The sequence below is a fragment of the Thermomonospora curvata DSM 43183 genome, from assembly GCF_000024385.1.
GTDB classification, from domain to species: domain Bacteria; phylum Actinomycetota; class Actinomycetes; order Streptosporangiales; family Streptosporangiaceae; genus Thermomonospora; species Thermomonospora curvata.
Genome location: NC_013510.1, coordinates 5,247,229 through 5,272,670, shown reverse-complemented (window position 1 = coordinate 5,272,670; position 25,442 = coordinate 5,247,229). Strand labels below are relative to the sequence as shown.

At 69.7% G+C, this 25,442-nt stretch carries 23 protein-coding genes; 9 read left to right on the top strand and 14 right to left on the bottom strand.

Features of this window, described 5'->3' with window-relative positions; translation table 11 throughout:
* Positions 1-1,917, top strand: coding sequence for an FtsX-like permease family protein (locus TCUR_RS22870; RefSeq protein ID WP_012854961.1), 1,917 nt, complete (start codon positions 1-3; stop codon positions 1,915-1,917).
* A gap of 75 nt (positions 1,918-1,992) precedes the next feature.
* Here TCUR_RS22870 and TCUR_RS22865 read toward each other — a convergent pair whose 3' ends face one another.
* Positions 1,993-2,295: a hypothetical protein gene (locus TCUR_RS22865; protein ID WP_012854960.1), complete on the bottom strand. Its 303-nt coding sequence runs from the start codon at positions 2,293-2,295 to the stop codon at positions 1,993-1,995.
* 1,028 nt (positions 2,296-3,323) lie between these two features.
* On the opposite strand from TCUR_RS22865, the gene TCUR_RS22860 reads away from it, so the two are divergent.
* The 5 genes from TCUR_RS22860 (at position 3,324) to TCUR_RS22840 (ending at position 8,279) form a co-directional block, all read left to right on the top strand.
* Entirely contained in the window at positions 3,324-4,652 is a 1,329-nt protein-coding gene (locus TCUR_RS22860; RefSeq protein ID WP_245536924.1) for a helix-turn-helix domain-containing protein, read from the top strand.
* 39 nt (positions 4,653-4,691) lie between these two features.
* Complete coding sequence (locus tag TCUR_RS25205) at positions 4,692-5,987, top strand: helix-turn-helix domain-containing protein (RefSeq protein ID WP_012854957.1); 1,296 nt, start codon at positions 4,692-4,694, stop codon at positions 5,985-5,987.
* A 101-nt stretch (positions 5,988-6,088) separates the two neighbouring features.
* A complete protein-coding gene (locus TCUR_RS22850) occupies positions 6,089-6,484 on the top strand; it encodes a GntR family transcriptional regulator (protein ID WP_245536923.1) in 396 nt (131 codons plus the stop codon).
* Positions 6,485-6,616: 132 nt separating this feature from the next.
* The gene (locus TCUR_RS22845) at positions 6,617-7,636 is read left to right on the top strand and encodes a hypothetical protein (RefSeq protein ID WP_012854955.1); all 1,020 of its coding nucleotides are present in this window, start codon (positions 6,617-6,619) and stop codon (positions 7,634-7,636) included.
* A 151-nt stretch (positions 7,637-7,787) separates the two neighbouring features.
* Positions 7,788-8,279 (top strand): NUDIX hydrolase, encoded by a 492-nt coding sequence (locus tag TCUR_RS22840; RefSeq protein WP_012854953.1) that lies wholly within the window; start codon positions 7,788-7,790, stop codon positions 8,277-8,279.
* 72 nt (positions 8,280-8,351) lie between these two features.
* Here the strand turns inward: TCUR_RS22840 and TCUR_RS22835 are convergent, their stop codons facing one another.
* The 13 genes from TCUR_RS22835 to TCUR_RS22785 form a co-directional block, all read right to left on the bottom strand.
* Positions 8,352-9,344 (bottom strand): thiopeptide-type bacteriocin biosynthesis protein, encoded by a 993-nt coding sequence (locus TCUR_RS22835; protein ID WP_012854952.1) that lies wholly within the window; start codon positions 9,342-9,344, stop codon positions 8,352-8,354.
* Positions 9,326-10,498, bottom strand: coding sequence for a lanthionine synthetase C family protein (locus TCUR_RS26705; RefSeq protein WP_012854951.1), 1,173 nt, complete (start codon positions 10,496-10,498; stop codon positions 9,326-9,328). The genes TCUR_RS22835 and TCUR_RS26705 overlap by 19 nt, the downstream gene beginning before the upstream one ends.
* A complete protein-coding gene (locus TCUR_RS22825; protein ID WP_012854950.1) occupies positions 10,495-13,623 on the bottom strand; it encodes a lantibiotic dehydratase in 3,129 nt (1,042 codons plus the stop codon). The genes TCUR_RS26705 and TCUR_RS22825 overlap by 4 nt, the downstream gene beginning before the upstream one ends.
* A gap of 80 nt (positions 13,624-13,703) precedes the next feature.
* Positions 13,704-13,892: an FxLD family lanthipeptide gene (locus TCUR_RS22820; RefSeq protein ID WP_012854949.1), complete on the bottom strand. Its 189-nt coding sequence runs from the start codon at positions 13,890-13,892 to the stop codon at positions 13,704-13,706.
* Positions 13,892-15,175 (bottom strand): methyltransferase, FxLD system, encoded by a 1,284-nt coding sequence (fxlM, locus tag TCUR_RS22815; RefSeq protein ID WP_052305598.1) that lies wholly within the window; start codon positions 15,173-15,175, stop codon positions 13,892-13,894. The genes TCUR_RS22820 and fxlM overlap by 1 nt, the downstream gene beginning before the upstream one ends.
* A 327-nt stretch (positions 15,176-15,502) precedes the next feature.
* Positions 15,503-16,252, bottom strand: coding sequence for a DUF6879 family protein (locus tag TCUR_RS28170; RefSeq protein ID WP_012854947.1), 750 nt, complete (start codon positions 16,250-16,252; stop codon positions 15,503-15,505).
* Between the two features lie 69 nt (positions 16,253-16,321).
* Positions 16,322-17,128, bottom strand: coding sequence for a helix-turn-helix domain-containing protein (locus TCUR_RS22805; RefSeq protein ID WP_052305597.1), 807 nt, complete (start codon positions 17,126-17,128; stop codon positions 16,322-16,324).
* Positions 17,129-17,135: 7 nt separating this feature from the next.
* A complete protein-coding gene (locus tag TCUR_RS27255; protein ID WP_169313053.1) occupies positions 17,136-17,429 on the bottom strand; it encodes a hypothetical protein in 294 nt (97 codons plus the stop codon).
* A gap of 41 nt (positions 17,430-17,470) precedes the next feature.
* Positions 17,471-17,791: a hypothetical protein gene (locus tag TCUR_RS22800; RefSeq protein WP_148233098.1), complete on the bottom strand. Its 321-nt coding sequence runs from the start codon at positions 17,789-17,791 to the stop codon at positions 17,471-17,473.
* Positions 17,770-19,203, bottom strand: coding sequence for a tetratricopeptide repeat protein (locus tag TCUR_RS22795; protein ID WP_148233097.1), 1,434 nt, complete (start codon positions 19,201-19,203; stop codon positions 17,770-17,772). Before TCUR_RS22795 ends, TCUR_RS22800 begins: the two co-directional genes overlap by 22 nt.
* Positions 19,128-19,505 (bottom strand): AAA family ATPase, encoded by a 378-nt coding sequence (locus tag TCUR_RS25200; protein ID WP_052305595.1) that lies wholly within the window; start codon positions 19,503-19,505, stop codon positions 19,128-19,130. Before TCUR_RS25200 ends, TCUR_RS22795 begins: the two co-directional genes overlap by 76 nt.
* 484 nt (positions 19,506-19,989) lie before the next feature.
* Positions 19,990-20,844 (bottom strand): SAM-dependent methyltransferase, encoded by an 855-nt coding sequence (locus TCUR_RS22790; protein ID WP_012854942.1) that lies wholly within the window; start codon positions 20,842-20,844, stop codon positions 19,990-19,992.
* A gap of 202 nt (positions 20,845-21,046) precedes the next feature.
* Positions 21,047-21,823, bottom strand: a complete 777-nt coding sequence (locus tag TCUR_RS22785; protein WP_012854941.1) for a GntR family transcriptional regulator — start codon at positions 21,821-21,823, stop codon at positions 21,047-21,049.
* A gap of 147 nt (positions 21,824-21,970) precedes the next feature.
* On the opposite strand from TCUR_RS22785, the gene TCUR_RS22780 reads away from it, so the two are divergent.
* From TCUR_RS22780 to TCUR_RS22770, 3 genes are all read left to right on the top strand, one after another.
* Positions 21,971-23,191, top strand: a complete 1,221-nt coding sequence (locus tag TCUR_RS22780; RefSeq protein WP_245536921.1) for a CoA transferase — start codon at positions 21,971-21,973, stop codon at positions 23,189-23,191.
* 193 nt (positions 23,192-23,384) lie between these two features.
* Positions 23,385-24,227, top strand: a complete 843-nt coding sequence (locus tag TCUR_RS22775) for an HTD2 family dehydratase (protein WP_012854939.1) — start codon at positions 23,385-23,387, stop codon at positions 24,225-24,227.
* A complete protein-coding gene (locus TCUR_RS22770) occupies positions 24,224-25,384 on the top strand; it encodes an acyl-CoA dehydrogenase family protein (protein ID WP_012854938.1) in 1,161 nt (386 codons plus the stop codon). Before TCUR_RS22775 ends, TCUR_RS22770 begins: the two co-directional genes overlap by 4 nt.
* Positions 25,385-25,442: the final 58 nt, after the last annotated feature.

Here is a 25,442-nt window from a genome sequence, read left to right as displayed (position 1 = left end):
GTGCTGAGCCTGTCGTGGGGGACGCTGCGGGAGCGGCGGTGGCTGTTCGCCGGGGCGGTGTCGGCGGTGGCGCTGGGGGTGGCGCTGGTGCAGTCGTCCCTGCTGACGCTGGTCGCCACGGGGGAGCCGCAGATCCCGCCGGGGACATCGGGGCGGGAGGCCGAGCAGATCCAGGAGGGGTACGTCGGGGCGGCGACGCTGCTGGGGATGACGGTGCTGCTGGCGGCGTTTCTGGCGGTGTTCATCGTCGGTTCGACGTTCGCCTTCACCGTGGCGCAGCGGCGGCGGGATCTGGCGTTGCTGCGGCTGGCCGGCGGCAGCCGCCGGCAACTGGTCGTCTTGTTGCTGACGGAGGCGCTGCTGCTGGGGCTGGCCGGGACGGTACTGGGCGTGCTGCTGGGAGTGCCGGCGATGTGGGCGCAGGCCTGGCTGCTGGTGCGGCTGGGGTTCCTGCCCGGGCACTTCACCGTCGGCTGGTCCGCCGGGGTGCTGCCGGTGTCGGCGGGGGTCGGGCTCGGCGTGGCGGTCTGCGGGGTGCTGGCGGCCGCGCTGCGGGCGGCCCGGCTGCGTCCCCTGGACGCGGTGCGCGACAGTGGGGCCGCGGCGCGGGTGATGACGGCGGGCCGCTGGCTGGTGGGCCTCTCGTGCCTGGCCCTGGCGGCGCCGCTGGTGGTCGCCGGGCAGTCGGCGGACTTCCTGGGCGCGCTGCTGGTCGCCATGGCGGTCTCGATGCTGGGGGCGGTGGCGTTCAGTATGCTCAGCCCGCTGCTGGTGCCGCCCGCCGGGTGGGTGCTGGGGTCGGCGCTGCGCCGGGCGGGCGTGCTGGGCGAGCTGGCCGAGGCGAACCTGCGGGAGGGGACGCGCCGCAGCGCCGCCACGGCGGCGCCGCTGATCGTGCTGGTCGCCCTGACCGCCGGGTTCGCCGGCACGCTGGACTCGCTGGCCGCGGCGACCGGCGTGGAGATCCGGCGGCTGACCGCCGGTGACCTGGTGGTGGAGTCCACCGGCGCCCAGGCCGCCCGGCTGCGGCAGATCCCCGGCGTGGCGGTCGCCTCCACCAGGCTGTCGGTGGAGATCTCGATACGGGCCGAGCACCGCGAGGAGGGACGCACCTGGAGGCACACCTACCACTCGGGGATCGTCGCGATCGACCCGGACGCCTACCAGCGGACCCAGCGGCTGCGCCCGGCCGCCGGCTCCCTGGACCGGCTGCGCGGCGCCACGGTCGCCATCGGCCCCGGCCTGGCCGCCGAGCCGATCCGCCGCAAGGTTCCGCCGGTCGCCCGCATCGGCGACCGGCGGGTGCGGCTGCGGATCGTCGCGGCGATGCCGGAGGTACTGGAGAACGGCGCTGACGCGTTTTTGGTGCCGCGCGAGCTGATCCCCGATGAGCTGGCCGCCCGTTCCCCGGCCGAGACGATCGTCCAGGTGGCCCCGGGCACGTCCGTACAGGAGGTGGCCGCCCGGATCCGCGCCGCGGACCTGGGCACGGTGCGCACCGTCTCCGAGTGGGCCGACGCCCGCGTCGCCGCCCAGACCCGCGGCAACCGGGACATCATGCTGGTGCTGCTGGGCATGTCCGGCCTGTACGCCGCGATCGCCGTGGTCAACGCCCTGGTGATGGCCGGCGCCGAACGCCGCACCGAGTTCGCCGTGGCCCGGCTGACCGGTCTGGGCCGGGGCCAGGTCGTCCGGGCGGCCCTGGTGGAGTCGTGCGCCGTCATCGCCATCGGGCTGCTGCTCGGCGGGTTGGTGGCAGCCGCCGCCCTCAGCGGCCTACAGGTCATCGCCGTCCCCTGGACCCTGCTGTTCTGGCTGGCCGCCGGGGCGTTCCTGGTCGGCGGTGCGACGACCGTCCTGACCGCCTGGTGGGCGACCCGTCCCGCCCCCGTCACCTTGGCCGCCGCCCGCGAGTGAGATCGCGCCGAAAAGAGAGGCTCGGCTCTGGGGGCGGGTGCTGTACGTGGAACGGGTCATGGCGACCGTACGGCGTTACGACCCCTGGCCGTCGAGATGGAGGCTCGCTATTTCCTCCAGCAGGGACGGCCGGCTCCACGAGGGGGTGTGGTCGTCCGGCTTCACCTTGAAGATCTCGAACAGGGCCTCCTCCATGGCTTCCAAGGTGTGGGCCACCCCGTGCAGGTAGCAGGCGTGCGTCTGACCGCCGATGTACTTGTCGACGTAACGCCGCAGTTCGGCGATCTCCCGCTCGATGCGCCGCAGCGCCAGAACACAGGTCCCGTGCTCCCGGTGAGCACGCCGCAGGATCTCCCGCAGCGCTTCTTCGCGGGTCATGCGGCCTCCGCTGTGAAGTCCGGCCGGATCAGTCCTCGCAGGAACCGGCTGCTCTTGGGTGCGGAGTGTCGGATCAGCGGCCGGACGCGGGAGCCGTGTCCGCGGCGTGCGTGGCGCGGGATCTCCCGCAGCGCTTCTTCGCGGGTCATGCCGTCTCCGCCATGAGGCCCAGCCGGATCAGCCCTCGCCGGAGCCAGCCGTTCTTGGGTGCTGGATGCCGGACGTCCCGCCTTCCGGGCGGCCGGGACGCCGCAGGAGATGAAGGCGTTGGCCGTCGCACGGCCGGGCGGGAGAGCACGGGCGTTCGGGATACCGCCGCCGGTCTCGTCGCCGCTTCGGGGCGGGTCGGCCCGGCAAGGGTTCTGGAAGGCGCGGCGGCACGGGATGTCGGGGGCCGCAGGGCAGCTCGCCGTGCCACCGCGCCGGCCCCGCCCGGCCGGGGGTTCGGCTGGCGGCCTGGACGGGGGGTCTGGGGGGTGAGGTAACGCCGGTAGTGGGCGGTCAACTGCTCCGCCAGGTCCTGGGCGGTGGGCGCCTGCAGCAGCCGCTTCGCGCCGGAGGGAGCGGCCGGCCACAGCCCGGACTGGACGCCGTGCCAGGGAACGGCGTCCGGGAATAGAGCCCGCAGCTCGGCCTGCTCGCGTTTCCGCCGCTGCTCGGGGGTGAGCACTGTCGGCACAGTTTGCGCAGGAATGGGCCACCGCGGCGGAGCCGTCGTTAGGATTGCGTTCAAGTCAGGAAACCAGCCTTCCTGGCCAGGCCTCGGGTAGCGGTGTGGCTGCACCGTCCGGGGCCGCTTTGCGTTTCTGGACGTCAGTGCGGGACGACCGCACGAACCGCCGTGACAGTCCGCTGACGGCTTTCTATCTGCGGCGGTGAATGCATTTAGTGAATCTGCGTCACAGTCCGCATTTCAAGAGGCATCATGGGGGACAGCTCCAGGTGTTTCCCAGGTGACGTGTGCGGATGTTCCCTGGGGAACACGTCGAATGTTCCCCAGGGAACATGGTGAGAAGGGTGCGTGCACCATGACCACCGAGCAGCGGCGAATGCAGGCCTCCCGGCTGCGCGCCGAGCGTGAAAAGCGCGGCTGGGGCCAGCGAACCCTGGCCCGTCTCCTCCGAGACGCCGTCGAAGATCGGCAAAAGCCCGAGTTGCCCTCATTTGTGACTTACGTCAAGCGCTGGGAAGCGGGCAAGGCCGTGGTATCCGACTCCCGCTATCGCACGGCCTACGCAGTGGTGTTCGGAATCGATCAAGAAGAGCTATTCAACGAAACGACATCGCCGGGTAGCGTGGATGTCGGTGCCATTCCCGAGGATGCGGGGGACGACATGAGACGGCGTGCCGCCCTGCAACTGCTGGCCGCTCTCGGAGCCGGAGCCGCGATCCCGCCGGCTGTCTTCGAAACAGCTCTTGCCGGAATCGAAGACGCCCTGGGCAACCCGCTTGACCTCGATGAATGGGAGCGCACCGCCCATGAGTACGGGCAACTGCTCACGGTCCGGCCCGCCGGCGCTTTGACCAGGGACTTGACCGCGGACCTGCTCGCCATCGGTGAACTGCTCACGCGGCAGATGCCCGACACCGACCGGCAACGGATGCTGCGGGTCTCCGCCGCCCTGTCGGCCTGTCTGGCGATCGACCTGGGCGGTACGGGCGATCTCCGCGCCACACGCGCCACCTGGGCCACCGCCAAACGCGCCGCAGACGCCTCCGGAGATATCACCTTGCGCGTCTGGGTGCGCGGCCGAGCGGCCCAAGAGGCCTGCTGGACCGGACGCCCGGCAGAGACGATCACCGCCCTCGCCAACGAGGGCATCGCCCTCGCGGCCGGAACCCCGTCCCCTGGTCTGGCCCGTGCCCAAGCCGCCCGCGCCTACGCCGCCGCCACCCAGGGCGACACCGCCCAGGCCCGTGTGTTCCTCGCAGCGGCCGAGCAGACCTTCGACCACCTTCCGAACGCCGACGAAAGACGAACGATCTTCGCTTTCCTGGAAAGCCATCTGTGGTGGTCGAAGTCCTACGTCCACGTCCTGACCGCCGATGACCGGGCCCGGGAGACAGTGGCAGGTGCCCTTTCCCTGTACCCGACCGAGGCGCACGGCGCACGCTCGAACCTGGCGCTCATGGACGCCATCGCCCTCATCCATGCCCGAGAGGTGGAGGCAGGCCTTCAGCAAGCTCTGACCGTCCTGGAGAAATACCCAGACGCCACGACCTCTGGAAGAAAGGTCTTGCTCGGTCAGGTCTTGCAGACGCTGCCGGAACAGGCCCGCGAACTGCCATCCGCCCGCGAGCTCCGGGCATTGGCGTCCGTGGGGAACCCCCTGGATGTTCCCCAGGGAACACGATGAATGTTCCCCAGGGAACATGGTGAGAAAGGTGCGTGCACCATGACCACCGAGCAGCGGCGAATGCAGGCCGTCCGACTGCGCGCCGAGCGTGAAAAGCGCGGCTGGGGCCAGCGAACCCTGGCCCGTCTCCTCCGAGATACCGTCGAAGATCGGCAAAAGCCCGAATTGCCCTCGTTTGTGACTTACGTCAAGCGCTGGGAAGCGGGCAAGGCCGTCGTATCCGACCCGCGCTATCGAGCCGCCTATGCGGCGGTGTTCGGAATCAAGGAGGACGAACTGTTCAAGGAGGAGACATCGCCGGGTACCGTGGATGCCGACGTCATTCCCGAAGATGCGGGGGACGACATGAGACGGCGCGCCGCCCTGCAACTGCTGGCCGCTCTCGGAGCCGGAGCCGCGATCCCGCCGGCTGTCCTCGAAACAGCTCTCGCCGGAATCGAAGACGCCCTGGGCAACCCTCTTGACCTCGATGAATGGGAGCGCACGGTCCGCGAGTACGCGTATTTGATCAACCGAACGCCGGTGGGGACATATCTGGGGGACCTGACCGCTGACGTCATCACTGTCGGCCGTCTCCTCGACCAGGAACGGTCCGAGGCCGTCCGGGCGGGGTTGCTGCGGATCAGCGCGGGCCTGTCGGCACTACTGGCCATCGAACTCGGCGACGTCGGCAACCGCCGAGGCGCCCGCCTGGCCTGGGGAACTGCACGACGGGCCGCCGATGCCAGCGGAGACCAGGGCCTGCGCGTCTGGGTACGGGCACGCGAGGCCGAGGAAGCGCTGTGGACAGGAGCCCCGCCCGCCGACATCCTCGCCCTGACCGCCGAGGCCGCCGCCATCGCCGATGGCAAACCGTGCTCCGGACTGCCCCGCGTCCATGCCACCCGCGCCTGCCTGGCCGCCGAGAACGGCGATCGAACGACGGCACATCGGGAGATGGCCGCTTTGGGCGACCTCTTCGAACACCTCCCGGACACAGTCACCTCGGACCCGAGCACTTTCGGATGGGGCCCCTCGCGTCTGCGCTGGAACGAGGCGTACGTCTACACGCTCACCGGAGACGAGCGCGGCAAGGCCGCCGTGGACGAAGCAATCGCTCTCTATCCCCCCGGAACCCTGGGCCCGGTCGCCAACCTGCACATGATCCGAGCGATGGGCCTGCTCCAAGACCGCGAGATCGACGCGGCCCTAGATGCATCGGTAACCACGCTGCAACGACTGCCGATCAGCCCGGCGCGACGCCATATGAGCAACCAGATCCTGCGAGCCCTGCCGGACAAGGCCCACGAATTGCCCGCCGCCCGCGAACTCCGGGCATTGACGACCGCCGTCTGAGGCACGGAGGTTCATGCTTTGGCCCTTTGCCGGGCGTGTCCTCGTTCGGCCCAGGGCCTATGGAGGTGGCGGTACGGTCGGACGACGTAGGGACACTGGACGTGGCCGACTACACACCCGCTTACGCCAAGGTCGCTGCAGCGATCCGCGAGGCCATCCTCTTTGGGGAGCTGGCACCTGGGCAGGCCATTCCGTCCGAGGCCCAGCTCGTCCAGCAGTACGGCGTGGCCCGCGAGACGGTGCGCCGGGCGGTGGCGATGCTGCGTGGCGAGGGTTTGATCGTGACCGAGCACGCCCGAGGCTCATACGTTCGGGAGGTGCCCGAGAGACGCGAGGTAATAATCCGCCCGGCCGCTGTGGTGACATCGAGAATGCCGACTGCCGATGAACGAGACCGGCTGGACCTGCCGGAAGGCGTCCCGGTTCTGGTGGTCGAGCAAAGCGGACAAACGGAAATGTACCCGGCGGACCGCGTTCAGCTACGGGTTCAGGGATAGAGGCAGAACGACTCCCGCCTTCAAACCGCGAGCTGAATCGACCTCCTCGGCCACTCAAAACGCTCTGCCGCCGTCGAAACCCCGTGACGTACCTTGAAATCGACGGTGCTCCCAGATGAAGGGAGTGAAGAGGTGAGACGGCGCGCCGCCCTGCAACTGCTGGCCGCACTCGGAGCCGGAGCCACGATCCCACCCGGCGCCCTGGAAGGCGTCCTCGCCGGAATCGAAGAGGCCCTGGGCAACCCCCTCGACCTGGACGAGTGGGACCGCACCGTCCACGAATACGGGCAGTTGCTCATGGTCCGCCCCGCGGGCGCCCTGATCAAGGACTTGACCGCCGACATCGTGGCCGTTGGTGAACTGCTCAAATGGCAGATGACCGAGTCCGAGCGGCGTCGGCTGCTACGAGTGAGCGCCGGCCTGTCGGCATGCCTGGCGATCGATCTGGGCGACACAGGCCAGATACGCGCCGCCCGCACCACCTGGGCCACCGCGAAACATGCCGCCGATGCCTCTGGAGACACCGCTCTACGCGTATGGGTACGAGGCCGAGCCGCTCAGGACGCCTGCTGGACCGGCCGTCCAGCGAGTGTCATCGACGACTTGATCTCCGAAGCCATCGCAATCTCAGGCGGAACACCGTCCGCCGGCCTGGCTCGCGCCCACACCGCACGCGCCTACGCCACGGTCGCACAGGGCAACGTTGCCCAGGCGCATGCCTCTCTGACCGAGGCCACCCGCACGTTCGAGGCGCTACCGAGCCAGGACGGACAGTCGGTGTTCACTTTTCAGGAAACCCAGCTGCGCTGGTCTGAGTCTTACGTCCGCACCCTCGCAGGGGACGCTCAGTCCCGAGACACAGTGGCCCGTTCCTTGGCCCTCTACCCACCCGAAGCACACGGCCCCCGCTCGAACCTGGCGCTCATGAACGCAGTGGCACTCATCCACGCCCGGGAAGTGGAGGCGGGCCTTCAGCAGGCCCTAACCGTCATGGAAAAGTACCCAGATGCCACGACCGCCGGCAGGAAGGTCTTGCTCGGTCAGGTCTTGCAGACGCTGCCGGAACAGGCCCGCGAACTGCCATCCGCCCGCGAGCTCCGAGCATTGGCGTCCGTGGGGAACGCCCTGGATGTTCCCCAGGGAACACGATGAATGTTCCCTGGGAAACACCAAACGTTCCCTCAGGGAAAACGGTGAGAAGGCGCATACACCGACCAGCGACGGCCGGGCGTACTTCAGCACGTACCTGAAGCCCTACGAACGGGTGTGAGCATCCGCACGGCCGTTGAACGGGAGCGAGCAAGTGGGCAAGAAGACGAAACGAGTCGATCACTGGCAGAACCCCCATGCCCCGGAACCGACGTCCCGTAGGCCGTCCGCGAGCGCCCTGGTGCGCGACGAAGCTGGACGGGTGCTGTTGCTTCAGCGCACTGACAACGGCCTGTGGACCATTCCCACGGGCGGACTGAAGAAGGGCGAGACCATCCGCGAGTGCGCCGTCCGTGAGTGCCGGGAGGAGACCGGCATCGAGATCGAGATCACGGGCCTGGTCGGGGTGTTCACCACCCCTGACCACGTGATCGAGTACATCAAGGGCGGCAAGGTCACCGAGGTCCGCCAGCCGGTGAACATCTGCTTGCACGCCCGTCCGATCGGTGGCCGGCTCACCACCACTGACGAGTCCTCCGCCGTCCGCTGGGTCGCCCCCGAAGACCTCGCCGAATACGACATCCATCCGGCACTGCGCCGCCGCATCGACCACGGCCTGACCAGCCCCGTCCCGCACATCGACTGATCATTTTGAACGGAAACACCGGTGCCGTGCTCCACGACATAGGGCTACTGGGCGATCAAGAAGCTGGATGAGTCAGTTGCGCGGCAGGAAGGCGGCGGTGGCGGCGCGGGCGAGGACGCCTTGGGTAGTGGCCGATAGGCCGAGCCGGTTCCAGTGGAAGATCACTACATGGGCGAGTAGCGCACGTAGGCCGCGGTCGAGGCGGCCGTTGGTTGCGGCTGCCCCGAGTTGTCGCCCTGCTGCGTGGAAGCTTTCTCGCCAGTCGGTTGCGGACGCGATTGGACCACCCGGGCTGAAGAGAGAGGTTGTGGCTTCGGCTGTGGTGTGTATGAGCGTCCGCATCTTGCCGGTCAGCGCGTCCATCGCTGCATGGGGTATCGAATGCGGTGGGATGGGACGTAGCTGCGCGACCCGGTGGAAGACGTCGCCGCGTTCGAACCAGTCCAGCTCCGCGCCGTGCAGGAGTGACTGAAGAAGCATGATCGATATTTCCCGGCGGCCGATCGGTGGTGACGCCATGAGGGCGTGGTCGAGAACTCCGCGGCTGTCGGCGCAGAAGAGGTCGTGGACGGTGGCCATGGCTGTGGGGCCGCCGAACGCGGCGTGCTCCGGTTCGTAGATCGAACGCTGCCATCCGGCGATCAGCCCGAGGTCGGTCAGTTCGGTCATCGTCCCGGTGATGACGTCGGCGGTTGCCGAGGTGGCCTCTGGGCCGGGAACCCGTAGCCGTATCCGCCACCAGGGGTGCTTGCGCAGGAACCACCACCCGCCGATGACTCCCCGGCGGTGCAGGTCGTCCAGGCGCGGGCGAAGGTGCGTGGCGGCGAGTTTCTCGGCCTGCTCCCACGCAGGCCACTTCACGAGTATCTGATGCCACTGCTGCTCAGTGCGACGTTCCAGCGCGGCGTAGCCGGCGGCCAGGTACACCTGGACGGCTTCAGTGAGCTGATCGAGTTGAAGACCGTGCTCGGCGGCGGCTCTCTCGAGTGGGATGCCTGCGAGGACGGCGAGTACGCCGGCGGCGAGCTGGGCGGGGGCGGCTTCGGTCAGGTGATCAGCAGGCATGCGTCCCATCCCGAGCGGGGTGGTGCGGCGTGCCGCGCGCTTTCCAAAGCCAGTGCCACTCCGGCTCGGCCGGTCAGCAGTCCCTCGTTCAGGCGCTGCGTGTGTTCACGGCGGGCTCTGGCGCGGAGTGCGGCGGCCAGGGCAGGCAGCCGCCGGCGGAGTGCCGGGTCGGTGCTGTCGCCGGCGGCACGATAGGCGGTTTGGTAGAGCCCGGCCATGCCGTGGCAGATTCCGGGGTCGCTGATCCGCGTCAGGTTCTGATCGGTCAGGCAGGCCAGCAGCGCTTGTTCGGCGTTGCGCCGCCGTGCGGTGTCACCGGTGGCCAGGGCGGCCAACTGGAGTGCGCGGGCGATGCCCGGGGTGCCGTAACACCATGAGGGGCGTCCGGGGCGTTGTTGGGCGGGACGGCCGGTGCGCAGTGCGGTGAGGGTGATCCATTGAGGCCACCAGGGGCCCTCCGGTGACTGCTGCCGCCAGTTCTCCATCCAGTCGGCCAGCTGTTCGAGCGCTTCGTGGTGCCCTTCGACGGTGTGGCCGGCGCGGGCGGCCAGTGCCAGAAGCGCGAGGATGCCTGCCGCGCCGTGTGCCATGCCCAAATTGGCGTGCCCACCGGGTGTCGGCAGGGTCGGGTCGGGGTCGTGCGTGACCCACCAGCCGGGCAGTTCCACTCCGTCGTGCCGTGCCGGGCGGGTGAGCCGCACCAGGTACCGCAGCACGTCGCCGAAGACGTCGCTGCCGGGCTGGCGCGAGAGCAGCAGCGCACCGATGCCGACCAGGCCATAGAACAGGTCGTACTCGCTGAACTGTGCGTGCTCGCCCGCGTTGATTCTGGTGCGGGCGGTGTTGATGCGGCGGCGGGCAAGACGCGCCACGTGGCGGTCCAGCGTGGTGAGCGCCTGTTCGTACCGACCCCGGCCGTCTGTGTCGGCGGCGTGCAGGAGGAACGCGACGGCGGGCGCCCCGTAATACAGGCCTGCGTGATCGCCTCCGTCGATCGGGCCGGCGGCCACCCGCCGAATCAGTGCGTGTGCCTCGGTCCAGGGGGCCTGGCCGGACAGGGCTCGTTCGATGCGGAGGAGCGCGAGGCCGGCCGTACCGTCCGCCAGGGATTGGTGATGCGCCTGATCGTGGGAGATCACCGCGGATGACGTCACGGGGCACCTGCCGCAGGTGAGGCGGTGGCCAGATTCCGGAGGGCGGCGGCGCGGGCCGGCCGGATGGTGGTGGCCTCGTGTTCGGGATCGGGACCGAACGCCCGGACGTGATGCCCGTGCAGGAGCGTCGTCACCAGGTCTGCGGGGTCGCGCTGTTGGGCGAGAAGGCGATGGTAGGCGGCCAATGCGTCGGCTCTGCGCTGCCAGGCGGCGGCGACCGCGTCGCCACCCGGAAGGGCGCGGACGGCGGCGAAGCCGGCTGCGGGATCGGCCAGGCGGAAGGCGGCATCGCGTACGACTGCATCTACCGGCCCGGAGCGTCGCTTTGCGCGGCGGACCAGAGTGCGGTAGCCGGCCGCGGTATCGGAGGCGAACGCAGCGGCGAGATGGGTCATGGAGGCCGCCGCGACGGCCTGCGCCGCCACCCCGGCGGCCTGGGCCATTGCGATCTGGGCTATGGCGGCTGCGGTGTCGGCGGCGAACACCTCCTCGGCCGCTTCCAGGGCCGGGCCGTGCCCGTAGCGGCCAGGCTGCTCTGCGGCGGGAGCCAGGAAGAGCTGTTCGAGCAGGCCGCGGGTTCGCAACTCCTGAGCGAAGGCGGCCAGCCGTGCGGCCACTGCTCCGTACTGGGACCGTTCGGCGAGCCGGAACAGCACCACGAGGTACTGGTCGGCCTCCAGACGGATCAGGTCGCGATGCCTGCTCGCCCACCATCGCCGGATCGGTACGCCGAGCTGCTGGACGAACGCAGGGAGGTGACGGGTGAGGATGGTGTCGAAGTGCGCGGGGTTGCCCACCAAGTGCGCCCGCAGCAACAACGCATCGCCCGGCTGATGGATGATGCCCGGCGGTGCGGTCACCGGCGGCCGCCCCTTCGGCGCGGCGGCCGCGACCATCGGGATCACCAGCTCCGCCGCGCGTCCCACCCAGCCCCAGGCGATGGACGAGGCATCCTCACGAAGTTCGAGCCGTTCAGCCGCATTCAGCCGAGCCTGCAGCAGTCGGCGGTCCAAAGGCCGGTCCAAGTTCAACGGCAGGCGCAATTCTCCCTGGCACAGCACGACGCGAGCGGGCACCCTCCACCGGTGGCGCCATCTGTGCAAGGCCGCGTCCCAGTCTTCGCCGGGTGCGGCTAGGGCGCCGCGGGTGAGGAGCCAGCGTGCGGGAGACAACACCGTGCGCCGGTAGCGGATGCGGGGGACGTACGGCAGGGCGCGGGCCGCTCCCAGGTCGAATGGGCCGAACACGGCGCTGCGTGCATCGGCGATTTCTGCCAGGAACCGCGCCAACGGCGGTGTCTGCACGGTGGTGTCCAGAGCGTGGGGGATGTAGGCGCGCACACGTCGCCCGGTGGACCGCTGCACCAGGTACATCTGATCGGCGTCCGCGGTGACCGCCAGGTCGTCCAAGCTGAGCACGCCCACCTCGGTTCCACCGGAACCCGACCGGCCGGGAGCGGTGCCGGGGTGTTCGGCCAGCGGCAGGACGACTGTTCCCGCGTGTGGGGCGACGCGTACGACGTTGTCGTTGTGCGGACGTCGGGGCGTGAACGACAACTGCGCTACCACGACGTCGTCATCGGGAGCGTAGGTGCGGGCGAGCTTGGCCCGGTCGGCCTTGTCGAGCAGGTGGGCGAAGCGGCCGATCATGCTGGTGTGGGCGCGTGGCGCGGCCACCACCTGCAGGGTGAAGTCGCCGCGGTTGATCGCGTCCGTTGAAGTGGCGTGGAGCGTGATGCCGAGTTCGATACGCGACGGCACCACGACGTCACCGTGATCACCTGTCGTCAATGCCGCTATATCGGCCTCGGACAGCGTGATCTCCTCACGGCCGTCCACGAGGGCTTGCTGGATCATCCCCATCAAAGTGGTGTCGCGTTGGGTCAATGTCCGCCACACGGGGCGGGCACGAGGCGCGCCCAGATACCCGCGGGGGTACCCCAGTCCTGAGTCGGTGACCAGCTCCCGGACCGGGACAAGTGCACCGGTGCCATAGCGGGCACGGAAGCGGGCGTGGTAGTCCAACCACGCCGTCGTGCCGAACGGCTGCGTTGACAGCCGCAGCAAGACATCGGCTGCTCGCTCGGCCTCGTGCACAACCGGTTCGGGGATCGCGATGTGGGCGTTGAGCCGCAGATCGGCCGCCAGCACGGGCCCGGTGCCGCGCGCCAGATGCCGCATCCTGCCGGCGGCCGCGGCACGCAGGGGCGCCGCACGCGCCGGGTCGGCAGCGGTGTTGTGTTCCATCAGTTGGCGGTTGATGACCTCCAGATGGTCGAGCAGCTTGGTGATCTCCGTGAGCTCCGCGTCGCCCGCCTCGCGGACTCCTGCGCGGTGGAGCGCCTGGATGAGATGGTTCAGCGGGTCCTCAGCGGTCGAAGGCGGACGCAGGTCGGTGATGAGGAATCCCCCGTCGATCAGGCCGTGCAGCAACGTGTGTATCCGGCCGGTGTCGGCGCTGGGAAAACGCCGGGACATGCGATCGGCCAGTGCGGCGAGCCGCTGGGGCCGGACGGCCTGCTCGAGGGCGTAGGCGATGGGTGTGGTGAGACGCACCGACGCTTCCTGCAGCGGTCCCGGTGATCGCGCTCCGACCGCGGCCCTGCGGAGGACGATGAAGCGGCCGTCGCGGACGACGCCGGTGTTGTCCGCGACCACCGTCAACCGCATCCGCAGGGCAGGATGCCGCTCCACCTGGTCGATCAGCGTGGCGAGCCATTCGGAATCGGCGCGAACGACGGCACGGTGACCGGTGTCGATCTTCACCGCCGCCGGGCCGAGCGCAGCGGCGGTGACGCCGGCGAACATCCCGAAGGGGGTGGCGCGCCGTTCCCACCGCAGCAGGTACGACGCCGGCGAGGCCACCGTCCGGCGAAGCCGCCGCCCGGCGGGACAGCCATCCGTCAGAAGGCGCTCGATGCCGGCGGCCAGGTCTGGGCTGGACATCTCCACGGCTTCGCGTACCTCACGGCGCTGCCAGACTCGCCTCACCCACGCGGCTCCCTCCCGCGCCACGGCAGCGTGGTCGGCCAAGTCCACATCGCCGGGAGGCGTCACGTCCGGGGGACATGTGGTCGCGCGTACCAGCACGAGTCCGGTGTGGCGGAAACGGCGGGAAACGGCCACGACCCCATTTCCTTCCTCTCGCCGGGACTTGCGGAGGCGACATCCCGGCTAAGGGATGCCGCCGCAAGGCGTTCAGGCCGTCAGAACGGGTCGTATGAGCTGCTGCTGCACGCGCTGGTGCTGCAGGTGTTGCCGCAGCCGTCGCTGGTGGAGCACATCATGGTCACTATCGGCGTGGTGGACTCCACCACGCGCAGGTCCAGCTCGAACTCTTCTGCTGCGATCTCGCCGTGGTCATCGGCGAGGTCCAGGGCCAGGGGCAGAGTCATCAGTTCACTCCTCCCACACGTCGAGGGCGAATGATCGGTGTGTTCTGGCTCGCCGGGAGCCAGGAGATCGAGACGGCGCCATGCCTTTTGTGCAGCACCGCCGAGGGCTCGGGAAGCTTGGGAACGGTGCTGCCGGCAGGCCAGAAACCGAACGAGGGACTGCGGTGACGGCCGGTGCGGTCCCAGGCCTGGATCTGCTCGACAAGAGCGATGGCCGCGGCCCGGCCACCGTGGGCGGTGGCGCCGAACTCCACGCCCGTGTCGTCCATCGCCGGCCGCACTGCGAGATAGGCGAAGGAACCCCCGACTACGCCGCCGAGCGGGAACCAGGTCTTGCCCAGCTTCGCCGCCAGATCGGTACCAGGGTCGGCGCTGATCCGGCAGAATCCGGGCAGGAACGCCGCGAGCCACAGATGCAGGTCGGCGAACGAGATGCCCTTCCCGATGGTGACACCGGACCACACCGACACCGATTCGGTTGCCAGCACACCGTCGAGGAGGCGTATTTCTTCAGGGGCGCCGGAGTCGAACTGCAGCCATAGCCGCGCGCCGTTCGGATCTGGCAGCAGGAATGTCCGCTCGGTATGCGCGCCCTGCCCCTGAATGGGCACGAATCCGGCCACTTCGGCGTCGCTGCTGGTCAGGTGATCGCCGTCGCGGCGGAACGCGATGGTTCGGGTGATGCCGTTCATGCGCAGCGGCACCACCAGCACACCGTCGGCGACCAGTTGGTCCAGCCAGGCCGGGGGGATGTCCCACGCCCCGACGGTGACCAACGTCCGATCGAACGGGCCGAAGCCGGGCACGGGGTATTCGGCGTCCGCGTGCACAACGCTGACCCGACCGCCATACCCGGTTCGGCTCAGCAGGGCGCCGGCACGCTCGACGATCTCGCTGTCGATGTCGATGCTGACCACATACCCATCCGGACCGACGATCTCGGCCAGCAGCGCGGCGTTGTAGCCGCCTGAGCCGATCTCCAGAACGGCCATTCCGGGATGGATATCCGCCATTTCGATCATGCGGGCCTGGATGTAAGTGGCGCTGACCGAGGACAAGCTCCTGCCGTGCTCGTCGGTCTTGGTCACCACCGCGCGGTCTACGGCGTAGACCTCCTCAAGAGGAGTGCCGGGGGGTACGAACGTCTCACGGGCAACCGTGCGGAACGCCTTCTCCACTGCAGGCGAGACGATCTTCCCGCGCGATCGCAGCGTATCGACCAGCTCGTCTCGCAACCGTGCCGCCCGCTCGAAGTCGCCGGTGGTATTCGCTGCCCGGATCACGTGCTCTCCCCCGTTGAGCGATGTCATTCAACTGCTCACACCAGATCAGTTCGCCTGGCCGCGTATCTCCGATGCGAAAACCGGGATACCTCAGGGCTGATTGCAGAAGAAAAGCATTCGGCGCGACGGCCGAGCAGGACCCGGGCGGGCGTTCGAAACGCCTTTGTATTACCAGAGGCTTGTTTCAGCGAGAAGGTGATCAAGACGGCTCCCTGGAGTGTGTGCAGTGTCGTCCAAAACCTCGCGCACTCAGGTCGCCGCCGGGAAGAGATTTGGCAGGTTTTGGCCCCGGCCTCGCCGACGTGGCTGAGACCGGGACCGATATGTTCAGGGAAGTCGGAACTGCTCGTGGGGGATCGCTCGCTCCCACACCTGCTCGAACGCGGCCAGGCAGCGCGCGACCACGGTCGGGTCGTTGCTGCTCTTCTCTTCGGGGATCTCGGTCCCGTCCCCCTCGCAGAAGTTGAACATCACCAGCTTGTTGTCGAACAGCCAAAAGTCCGCGCCGGGCAGCATCAGGTCCCAGGCCCGGTCGCGCGGCAGCCACCGCACGTCCTCTCCGGCCTCGATGTTCTGGGAGGTGAGCATGTGCTCCCAGCGGATGTAGTCCGAAGGGGGCATGGAGATCACCCGGGCGCGCCGGATCGTCACCCCGCGACCCACGGCGTCCTGCACGATCCGGCGCCAGTTCGTCATCTCGTACCAGCCCGACCCGCCCGCCAGAAAGTCCTGGTAGGCGGGGTGGGACGGGTCGTAGGTGTCGCGCATCTCCAGGTGCAGCGCGCTGTGCTTGGCGACTTTGAGCACCTCGGTGCTGTCGGCCGGACCGTGCCCGAGACGTCCCGGCTCATAAGTGCCGGCGGCCGCCTCGGCGATGATCGACGCCATGCGTCCGGGAAGCCGCACCACGGCCTCGTCGGCGTGCAGGGTGCCGTGCCTGCCGATCTCGGCGAGCACCAGCGGATCGGTGACGAGCAGACCCTGGAAGTAAAAATCCCCGCTGTCGGGGTCGAGGTACACGGCGGGGCAGCGCCCCTCGGGCGAGTCGGGGTCCTCGCCCACCAGCTCGAGCGGCATCACGGTCCTCCGTTTCGACACCGGGCCTGTGCGTGCCGACCCCGTGTCGAACCCTCACCCGCGCCGGCTTCAGGCGTCAAGCGATTCGCGGACTCTGGTAATGATCCGCCGGGCCTTCTCTCCCGTGACGGACAGCGACGTCAGCCGCTTCCAGGCCGCCAGGTAATCGGCGATCTCCGATGGCTGGGACACCGACAGAAACCCCGACACCAGCTCCACGGTGACCAGCTCGGTGTCGCTGATGATGAAGGTGTGCTCCGGCCACACCCGATGCCCGTCGTCCAGCGTGCGGTCGGCGTCCAGCGGGATGATCCCCAGCGATACCGAGGGCCACCGCGCCATCGCCAGCAGATGCTCCAACTGTTCGGCGTGCACGTCGGCCGGGACGACCCGGTGATGCAGGACCTGCTCTTCCAGCACGAACACGAACCGGGCGTCCGGCCGCCGCAGCACCCGCTGCCGGTCCATCCGCTCTGCCACCGCCTCGGCGACGTCGTCCACCTCGACGTGCTGCTCGACGCGGATCGACTGCAGTGCCGCCGTCGTGTACGCCCGCGTCTGCAGCAGGCCGGGGATCACGTGCGCACAGTAGACCCGCATGAGCTTGACCCGCTCGTACCGGTCCCGCACCGACTCCTGAGCACCCTTGAGGCCGCCGCGGTTGAGCTGCCGGTAGGTCAGCCACATCCGCTCGACGGCGGCCTGCTCCGCCAGCAGCTCGTTCAAACGCTGCTCCGACGCCCCGCAGATCGCGCACCACAGCCGCACATGCTCCGCCGACGCCGGACGCACACCCCGCTCGATCTTCGAGACGTTCGACGAGTCCCGCCAACCCGCCCGCCGGGCGAACTCCACACCGGAGATCCCCGCGGCCATGCGAAGCTCACGCAACTGATCCGCCAGCCGCTGCCGCGCGGCCCGCGCACTGGAAGAAGACGACGAAGGCATCTCCACCATCCAACCGTGCCGCTGCAACCGTTTTGGAGGAGACGCTGTTGACGCTACTGATGAGCGGCATCAGCGCGTTCTGCTTCACATACGGCTCGGGGGACGCGATGTCCCGGTTGTTCTCGCCGATCGCTGCTGTTCTTGAGGCGTTTGCTGTGATCTTTGCCGGTGTTCCGCGTGGACGAGTCTGGGCGTCTTTATCTGGGGCCGTGTCCTTCGCGGGGGGCATCCGGGGTTCGTCTGTGCCGTGGTGGTTTCACCGGGGCGGTCTCATGGGGATCGGGTGTTGGTTGTTCCGTCTCCGGTGGAGATGGTTCCGGTGTTGTCGCCGCCGATGGCGACCGAGCGTTCTCCCGAGGCCGACACCTGGGGTGGGGCTTGTTCGGTGGTGTTTTGGCCGGTGAACAGGCCGGCCACCGCCACTGCCAGGCCGATGATCGCTATGAAGACTCCGATCACGCTGGCCCACTTGTCGGCCTTGTCCAGGCCTACCGTGGCGAAGTACGCGCCCAGTCCGATCAGAGCCGCCATCAGTAGGGCGGTGCCGGCCCATACCAGCCCACGTCTCGTCATGGTTTCATCATCGGCCATGCCCCTCCAGGGGGAAGGGGGAAATGGCTCGTTTGCTCTCTTCGGCTTGTCGGTAGGTGTCGGCGAGATAGTCGCGGGAAGCGCGGGTGGTCGTCGCCCAGTACTCGTTCTTTATCGGTGAGTGCCTGTTCCAGAAGCGGGATGGCGCGTTTGAGATCTCCGGCTTCCTGGTAGGCGAGGGCGAGGTTGTTGCGGGTGGTCAGAGTATGGGGGTGGTCGGCGCCCAGTACGCGTGCCTTATCGGCGAGGGTTTGTTCCAGAAGCGGGATGGCGCGCTTTGAATCGCCGGTTGTCTGGTAGGCCAGTGCCAGGTTGTTGCGGGAAGTCAGCGTGAGCGGGTGGTCGTCACCCAGCAGCCGCTGAAAGTCCGTCAGGGCGCGCCGGTGGTAGGCGATGGCGCGATGGATCGCTCCTTGGTCGTGCAAGAACGTGCCGGCCTCGTTGAGCAGGAGGGCGAGGCCGTCGTCGTCGACGGTGGTGCGAGCGGCCAGGGCGTCTATGTGGGGGAGCAGCGTGCGCCAGGCGGGCCAGTGCGTCGGGTCTTGATGGTCGGGGGGCAGGGCTTGGCCGAGCAGGTCGATGGCCTGGTGGCGGGCCTGGTCGATGTCGGTGGGACGGCGGTGCGGGTCGGTGGGGTCGGGGGCGCGGGTAACGGCCTGCACCAGGCGGTGCACGGTGACCGTCTGCGGGGTGAGGGTGATCATGTTGTAGGCGGCCAGTGCCCTGAGCGCCGTGGTGAGCTCGGCGGGGGCGGCGAGCGGGGAGAGCAGAGTGCGGGGGACGGCTTCGGCGCCGTACCAGGCCAGCACCCGCAGCACCTGCAAAGCATGGGGGACCTTGGTCAGCCGGGCCAGGGTGAGTCGCCAGAGGCGGGCGATGGTGCGTTCGGGGTCGCCGCCTGCGGCGGCCTGGTCGAACATCGCCGCCGGCTGTCGGGACAGCAGTTCCAGGTAGGCCCGTGGGGTGAGCCGGGTCTGGTGGAGGTAGGCGGCGGCCTGTTCGATCGCCAGCGGCAGGCATCCCAGTTCTTCGACCAGGTCGGCTGCGCCCTCCAGGGCGGGATCGTGGCGGTCGGTGCCTCCGGTGGTGATGCGGGCCAGCAGCTCGACCGCCTGGGCGGGGGTGAGCACGTCCAGGTGCAGGACGCGGGCGCCCAGGCGGTGCCAGCCGGTGCCGAGCCGGCTGGTGATCAGTACCCGTCCGCTCAGGGCGCGGTCCAGCACGGGGGTCAGGTGGGCGGGGTCGGTGACGTTGTCCAACACCAGCAGCCAGTCGTTCTGGCAGCTCAGCCAGGTCAGCGCGCGTTCCGCCAGCGCCTCCAGCGGCAGCGCCCGGGTCAGTTCCGGTTGCAAGGCGGTGGCGAGGGCGGCCAGTCCGGCTTGCAGGGAGGCGGGGTGTCGGCGGTGATCCACCACACCGGGTTGCGCCGGTCGGCCTGGGCGGTGGCGTAGCGGGCGGCCAGGGTGGACTTGCCCACCCCGCCCAGGCCGTGCACCACCACCGGATCTTCGGACTCGTCCAGTGCTGTTTGCAGAGCGGTCAGATCGTCGTGGCGGCCGACGAACAGCCGCGCGGCGGAAGGGACATTCACCAGCCGGGACGGGGCCGTCACCTCACTGACCGGCCGCAGCGCCTCCGGCGGCAGCACCGTTTGGACGTTGGTGGCGTTCGGGCCGGTGGACACGATGCCCCAGTTGTCCTTGCCGATCGCCACCGCTCCCGGGGCGTCCGCCGTGGTGCCTGAGGACGGAGCGGCGTCGCCGCCCGCAGAGCCCGGCGGGTCCTTCGGGGCCGGGCTGCGTCGTGGCCGCTTCACCACCGCGCCCTCGCAGGGGCCTTTCGCCCGCGGTGGGGATGGTTCCGGTGGCGTCCCCACCGCAGGCGGCCGGCCGTTTTCCCGTGGCCGGCGCTCGCGGTGGCCGCTGTCCGCTCCCCTCGCCGTGCCGTCCGGTGAACGGCCCGGCCACCGCAGACCCGTGCCGGTACGCGCCCCGTCATGCTTTCATGATCAACCACACGCGTTCGGAAAACGCGCAAGTTCCCCCTTCTGAGGATTCCTTGGCCGTAACCGGCCGCATCTGGTGGATGCGCGTCCACGTGTCAAGGCGGGCACCTCGCTCCGCGGGAGACATCCGGGCCTGGCCCCCTGGGGCCGTGCGGCGAGAACGTTCAAATTCCGGGCGCCCCGTCGTTTCAGGTCACGGCTTTCGGAACAGCCCGCCGTACTCGAACAGTTCCTTGTGGAGCTTGGAGGCGCCCTCGTAAGTTTTCAGCTCTTCGGGAACGGGGGCCAGAGGCGGCTGGTTGGGGTCGGGGCGCCAGTTGTTGATGTCGACCAGGCCCGGTTCGACCGGCTCCAGGCCGTGCCCCAGCAGCAGCGCGTCGACCTCTTCGGGGCTGCGGGTCTGCCAGGGGATGTTGGGAGGGACGATGGCGTCCAGTTCGGCGCGCCGTTCGGCGGGGAGGGTGCTGACGATCTGAGTGAAGGCCAGGTGGCTGCCGGGGACGGCGCGGTCGATGTAGGTGTGCAGGACGGTGTGGGGGTCGTCGGAGTCGGGCAGGTGGTGGCCGACCGACAGGTACAGCACGGCCAGCGGCTCGCTGAAGTCGATCAGGCGCTTGGTGTCGGGGTGCTCCAGGATGGCCTCGGGGTCGTGCATGTCGGCGGTGATGACCACGGTGGAGCCGTCCCCGGCCGGCAGGGCGCGGGCATGGGCGAGCACGATCGGGTCGATGTCCACGTAGACGACCCGGGCGTCGGGTGCGTGCTTTTGGGCGACTTGGTGGGTGTTGTTGTCGGTGGGCAGGCCGCAGCCCAGGTCGATGAACTGGCGGATGCCGGCCTCGGCCGCCAGGTAGCGCACCACCCGGTACAGAAACAGCCGGTTCGCTCGGGCGGCGTCGAGGACGTGCGGGGTGAGGCGGATGGTGTCCCGCACGAACTGCCGGTCGATTTCGAAGTTGTCCTTGCCGCCCAGGAGCCAGTTGTAAACCCGGGCGGAGGTCGGCACGTCGGTGGGGATGTCGGTCGGGACGGCGCCGTCAGCGCCCAAGGTCTGCTCCCATGCTTCACGAGGATCCTGCACGGGATCTCGGCAAGATCAGATTATCGGCGTGAACGTTGCCGTTGGGGGGTTTCTTCGGGTTTCGGACGCCGTTGGCAAGTGGACCCTTTCTCGGGGGTAAAGGGACGAACAGTGCTCGGCATGCAAACCGCGCCGGGCCGTGCTTGACCGTGGCTTTCGTTGAAAAACCTCACTGCGATGCCGACTTCTCCAGGACGCCCCGGGCGCGCAGGTGGTCGATCAGCAGGCGGCCGACGTGGCGGATGTGGGCGGACATGGCGGTGCGGGCGGCCTCGGGGTCGCGGGCGCGCAGCGCGGCCAGGATGGGGGCGTGGTCGCGGGCCGAGGCCTCGGGCCAGCCTTCGACGGTGCCGAAGAAGCGCAGCGGCACGTAGTGGACGGTCGACTTCAGCAGCGCGGTCAGCCGGTGCGACCCGGAGGAGCGGTTGATCGTCCGGTGGATCTCGTGGTTGAGCCGGTCGACCAGCTCGGCGTCGCCGTCGCGGGCGGCCTGCTCCAGGCGGGATTGGACGCCTTCCAGACGGTCCAGCTCCTCCTCCGGCAGGGCGGTGGCGGCGCGGGCGGCCAGTTCGCCGGCGAGGTGGGCCTGGACGTCGAACAGGTCGGCCACGTCGCGTTCGGTCAGCGGCAGCACGCGGAAACCGCGGCGGGGCTCCCAGCGGACGGCGCCCTCGCTGTGCAGGATCATCAGGGCCTCCCGCACCGGGGTGGCGCTGACGCCCAGTTCGGCGGCCAGGTGCTCGGTGCGGATGTAGGCGGGGGCGCGCAGTTCGCCGATCATGATGGCCTCCCGCACATGCCCGGCGACCCGTTCGCTGAGCTGCCTGCCGTCCAGCGCGGGCCGGCGCGCGATTTCCGCGGCGGGGTGTGCGGGGGCGGCATGCGGGACGGCCGGTCCGGGCGTGGTGCGGGGACCGTTGGGGGCTGCTGGGCGTTTGCCGGGCACCGTTTCTCCCTCCCGCCGACGTCCTGTCGATTCTGGACCGGGCGGGGCGCCGGGGGCTCTGGAAAGCGTGTGGATATTCTATAGAATCCAGAATCTCCAGGAGCGTGCCGCGGTCTGGAGACGTCCCCGAGCCGTGGAGGGGTGCCGGTGGCCGGTGAGGCGAGCGCGATGGGACTGCCGCTGGACGGGATGCGGGTGGTCGAGCTGTCCAGCTTCGTGGCCTCGCCGCTGGGTGGGATGACACTGGCCCAGCTCGGGGCGGACGTGATCCGGGTCGACCAGATCGGTGGCGGGCCCGACATCGACCGGTGGCCGCTGGCGCCGTCCGGGCGGAGCCTTTACTGGGCCGGGCTCAACAAGGGCAAACGGTCGGTCACCGTGGATCTGCGGTCGGCCGAAGGGCGCAAGATCGTCGCCGATCTGATCGCCGAGAGCGGGATCGTCCTCACCAACGCGCCCCGGCGGGACGGGCTGACCTACCAACAGCTGCGGGAGCGGCGGCCGGACCTGATCTACGTGCAGCTCGTCGGCAAGCGCGGCGGCGGCAACGCCGTGGACTACACCGTGAACGCCGCCTTGGGCTTCCCGCTGGTGACCGGTCCGGAAGACCACGACGGGCCGGTCAACCACGTGCTGCCGGCCTGGGACATCGCCTGCGGGCTGTACCTGGCGGTCGGGCTGCTGGCCGCCGAACGGCAGCGGCTGCGCACCGGGGCCGGGCAGTACCTGGAGGTCGCCCTCAGCGACGTGGCGCTGGCCACCGCCGGCAACCTCGGCTACCTGGCCGAAGCCCAGTTCGGCGAGCCGCGGCGGCGCATCGGCAACCACCTCTTCGGCGACTTCGGACGCGACTTCGCCACCGGCGACGGCCGGCGCGTCCTGGTGCTGACCCTCTCGGCCCGGCACTGGCGCGACCTGCTCGCCGCCACCGGCCTGGGCGAGGTCGCCGAAGCCCTGGAACGGGCCCTGGGCGCCGACTTCACCAAAGCCGCCGACCGCTACACCTACCGGGAGGCGCTGTGCGGCATCTTCACCCCCTGGTTCGCCGCCCGCACCTGCGGCCAGATCGAAGAGGCGTTCCAGGGCACCTCCGTGCTGTGGGCCCGGTACCGCGACTTCGCCGAACTGGTGGCCGACGACAGCGCCGCCCTGCGCGCCGAACCGCTGATCGGGGAGCTGGACCAGCCCGGCATCGGCCGCCACCTGGCCCCCGGCTCGCCCCTGGTGCTCGGCGGTCTCCAGCGGCCTCCCGCCCCGGCGCCCCTGCTGGGCCAGCACACCGACGAAGTCCTCGGCGAACTGCTCTCTTTGCCCAAGGACGCCTTGGACGACCTGCGCGCCCGCCGCGTGATCGGAGAGCGGGAATAGGCCGCCCACGATCGATGCGCGTGGAAGGCCCGGTGGACAGGCGGATGCGTCCGAGAGCCGGTCGTTTGCAAGGCTGCCGCCGCCTGGAAACGGCGGCCCGTGCGCCGGGAGCGCGGGAGTCCCGGCGGGATGTGGGAAGTGGTGAAGGGCTCCGCCATGGGGGCGGGGCCGCGGGCATCGGGAGGCCGGTGAGGTGAGCGAAGGGCTTGCCGCGCACGTGGACGGGTGGAACCCGGGGCCGCAGACCGTGACGGACGAGCTGCCGCCCGGGCCGGCGGCGGCGCTGGCCGCGGTGCTCGACCGGCCCGGGGACGCGCCCGAAGCCGGGGAAGAACTGCCGCCGCTGTGGCATTGGCTGTACTTCCTGGAATGGGTGCCCCAAGCGGAGCTGGGGGCCGACGGGCATCCGGCGCGCGGGCACTTTCTGCCGCCGATTCCCGAGCGCACCCGGATGTTCGCCGGGGGCCGGCTGCGGGTGCACGCGCCGCTGCGGGTGGGGAGGGTGGCCGAGCGCACGTCCGTCCTCGCCGGGGTGAACGTCAAGCAGGGCCGGGCGGGCGAGCTGCTGTTCGTGACCGTCCGGCATGAGATCCGGCAGGACGGCGAGCTGCGCGTCACCGACGAGCAGGACCTGGTGTACCGGTCGGGTTCGGCGCCCGCCCGGCACGAGCTGCAAAGCGGGACGCCCTCCTCACCGGACCCCTGGCAGTTGCCGCTGACGGCCGAGCCGCCGCTGCTGTTCCGGTTCAGCGCGCTGACCGCCAACGCCCACCGCATCCACTACGACCTGCCCTACACCCGGGACGCGGAGGGCTTCCCCGCCCTGGTCGTGCACGGCCCGCTGCTGGCCGTCCTGATGGCCGAGCTGCCGCGCCGCAACGCCCCCGGGCGGCGGGTGACGGGCCTTGCCTACCGGTTCCGCCGTCCGGTGTTCGCCGGGGAGGCGGTGCTGGTGACCGGCGGGCCGGACGGGAGGCTGGCCGTGGTGGACGCCGCCGGGCAGGCCCGGGCGCAGGCGGAGGTGGAACTGTCATGATCGGCTACGAGCTGGCCCCCGAAGAGCGCGCGATCGTCGAGACCGTCCGCGAGTTCGTCGATCGCGAGGTCCGCCCGGTCGCCCGCGACCTGGAGCACGCCAACGCCTACCCCGAAGACCTCATCGAGCAGATGAAACGCCTGGGGATCTTCGGGCTGGCCATCCCCGAGCCGTACGGGGAGACCAAGGTCTCCACCCCCTGCTTCGCCCTGGTCACCGAGGAGCTGGCCCGCGGGTGGATGAGCCTGGCCGGGGCGATGGGCGGCCACACCGTGGTCTCCAAGCTGATCTGCGACTTCGGCACCGAGGAGCAGAAACGCCGCTACCTGCCGCGCATGGCCACCGGGGAGCTGCGCGCCGCGATGGCGCTGACCGAGCCCGGCGGCGGCTCCGACCTGCAGGCCATGCGGACCACGGCCACCCTCGATGAGGACCACTACGTCATCAACGGCGCCAAGACCTGGATCACCAACGCCCGCCGCGCCGGCCTGATCGCCCTGCTGTGCAAGACCGACCCCGAGGCCCGGCCCGCGCACAAGGGCATCAGCATCCTGCTGGTGGAGAAGGTCCCCGGCCTGACCGTCTCCCGCGACCTGCCCAAGCTCGGCTACAAGGGCGTCGAAAGCTGCGAGCTGGCCTTCGAAGACTGCCGCGTCCCCCGCACCGCCCTGCTCGGCGGCCGGGAGGGGCGAGGGTTCGCGCAGATGATGAAGGGCCTGGAGATCGGCCGCATCCAGGTCGCCGCCCGCGCCACCGGGGTCGGCCGCGCCGCCTTCGACGACGCCTTCCGCTACGCCCGGCAGCGCGAAAGCTTCGGCAAGCCGATCTGGCAGCACCAGTCCATCGGCAACTACCTGGCCGACATGGCCACCAAGCTGACCGCCGCCCGCCGCCTGCTGCTGCACGCCGCCGAACGCTACGACTCCGGCGAGCGCTGCGACATGGAGGCCGGCATGGCCAAGCTGTTCGCCTCCGAGACCGCCATGGAGATCGCTTTGAACGCCATCCGCATCCACGGCGGCTACGGCTACTCCACCGAGTTCGACGTCGAACGCTACTTCCGCGACGCCCCCCTGATGATCGTCGGGGAGGGCACCAACGAGATCCAGCGCAACGTCATCATCAAGCAGCTCATCAGCCGCGGCGGCCTGACCTGACCCGCGGCGATCCGCCCGGGGCGCGCGGGAACGACTCCTGCGCGCCCCTGGGCGACGA